The following is a 2517-nucleotide window of genomic DNA, read 5'->3' as shown; positions in this document are numbered from 1 at the left end:
GTAGGGCATGATGCCGCCGTGTCGGTAGTAGTCGGCCTCGCCGGGGGTGTCGATGCGCACCACCGCGTCGAATTCGACCGTGGCACCGTCGGATTTGGTGGCGGTGACGTGCACGGTGGCCGGGGTGGCACCGTCGTTCAGCGCGGTGATACCGGTGATGTCGTAGACCTCGGTGCCGTCCAGGCCCAGCGACTTCGCCGACGCCCCGGCCGGGAACTGCAGCGGGATCACCCCCATGCCGATCAGGTTGGATCGGTGGATGCGCTCGAAGGACTCGGCGATCACCGCGCGCACCCCGAGCAGGCCGGTGCCCTTGGCTGCCCAGTCCCGCGACGAGCCGGAGCCGTACTCCTTGCCGCCGAGCACCACCAGCGGGGTGCCCGCCGCGGCGTAGTTGCGCGACGCGTCGTAGATGAACGCCTGCGGCCCGCCCGGCTGGGTGAAGTCGCGGGTGTAGCCACCGGAGACGCCGCCGTCGACGATCGCGTCCAGCAGCTGGTTGCGCAGCCGGATGTTGGCGAAGGTGCCGCGGATCATCACCTCATGGTTGCCGCGCCGCGACCCGAACGAGTTGTAGTCCTTGACCTTCACCCCGTGCTCGTCGAGGTACTGTGCGGCCGGGGTGCCCGGCTTGATCGCCCCGGCGGGGGAGATGTGGTCGGTGGTCACCGAGTCGCCGAGCAGCGCCAGCACCCGCGCGTGCGCGATGTCGGTGACCGGCGCCGGTTCGGCCGGCATCCCGTCGAAGTAGGGCGGTTTGCGCACATACGTCGAGGCCTCATCCCAGTCGAAGACGTTGCCGGCCGGGGTTTCGATCGCCCGCCACCGGTCGTCGCCGGCGAAGACGTCGGCGTAGTTCTTGGTGAACATCGCCTGGTTGATCGAGCCGGTGATGGTGTCGGCGATCTCCTGCTGGGTCGGCCAGATGTCGGCCAGGAAGACGTCGTTGCCGTCCTGATCCTGCCCGAGCGGTTCGTGCTCGAAGTCGAAGTCCATCGTCCCGGCGATCGCGTAGGCCACCACCAGCGGCGGTGACGCCAGGTAGTTCATCTTCACGTCCGGGTTGATCCGGCCCTCGAAGTTGCGGTTGCCGGAGAGCACCGCGGTCGCGGCCAGATCGGCCTCGTTGATCACCGCGGATATCGCCGGCGCCAGCGGGCCGGAGTTGCCGATGCAGGTGGTGCAGCCGTAACCGACCAGGTAGAAGCCGAGCTTCTCCAGGTACGGCCAGAGGCCGGCCTTCTCGTAGTAGTCGGTGACCACCTGCGAGCCGGGCGCCATGGTGGTCTTCACCCACGGCTTGGCGTGCAGCCCCTTCTCGACGGCATTGCGGGCCAGCAGCGCCGCGCCGAGCATCACCTCCGGGTTGGAGGTGTTGGTGCAGGAGGTGACCGCGGCGATGGTCACCGCGCCGTGGTCCAACACGAAGTCCGGCTCGCCGTCCACGCGCACCAGCGACGGCTTGGACGGCCGGCCCTCGGCGCCACGGGCGGCGGACTCGATCCCGTCGTCGGCGAACGACAGCGTGGCGGCCAGCTCGGCGCCGCTGCCTTCGTCGGCGCCGGACGCGGTGGCCGCGGCGTCCGGGTCGTTGGTGTAGTTGTGGATGTCCTTGCGGAACGCGGTCTTGGCGTCGGCCAGCGCGATCCGGTCCTGCGGGCGCTTCGGCCCGGCGATCGACGGCACCACGTCGCCCAGGTCCAGCTCGACGTACTCCGAGTAGGCCGGCTCGTGGTTCGGCTCGTGCCACATGCCCTGCGCCTTGGCGTAGGTCTCGACCAGGGCCAGCTGCTGCTCGCTGCGCCCGGTCATCCGCAGGTAGTGGATGGTCTCCTCGTCGACCGGGAAGATCGCCGCGGTGGAACCGAACTCCGGACTCATGTTGCCCAGCGTGGCCCGGTTGGCCAGCGGCACCTCGGCAACCCCGTTGCCGTAGAACTCGACGAACTTGCCGACCACGCCGTGGCTGCGCAGGATCTCGGTGACGGTGAGCACCACGTCGGTGGCGGTCACCCCGGGCCGGATCGCGCCGGTCAGCTTGAAGCCGACCACCCGCGGGATCAGCATCGAGACCGGCTGCCCGAGCATCGCCGCCTCGGCCTCGATGCCGCCGACACCCCAGCCGAGCACGCCGAGGCCGTTGACCATCGTGGTGTGCGAGTCGGTGCCCACGCAGGTGTCCGGGTAGGCCAGGCCGCCGCGAGCCATCACCACGTGCGCCAGGTACTCGATGTTGACCTGGTGCACGATCCCGGTGCCCGGCGGCACCACCTTGAAGTCGCTGAACGCGCCCTGGCCCCAGCGCAGGAACTGGTAGCGCTCGGTGTTGCGCTGGTACTCCAGCGCGACGTTGGCCTCGAACGCCTGTGGCGTGTTGGCGAATTCGGCGATCACCGAGTGGTCGATCACCAGATCCGCCGGGGCCAGCGGGTTGACCTGGTCCGGGTCGCCGCCGAGCGCGCCGACCGCTTCCCGCATGGTGGCCAGGTCTACGATGCACGGCACGCCGGTGAAGTC

The 2517-nt window shown here is 69.5% G+C and carries 1 protein-coding gene; it reads right to left on the bottom strand.

Annotation, left to right across the window (positions count from 1 at the left end; all coding sequences use genetic code 11):
* Positions 1 to 2517: aconitate hydratase AcnA (gene acnA, locus AC2VNT_RS15615; RefSeq protein WP_486947721.1), on the bottom strand; the 2517-nt coding region annotated here is incomplete at both ends.

Source organism: Mycobacterium sp. TH-M15 (assembly GCF_057473705.1).
This window is presented reverse-complemented; position numbering and strand designations above follow the sequence as displayed.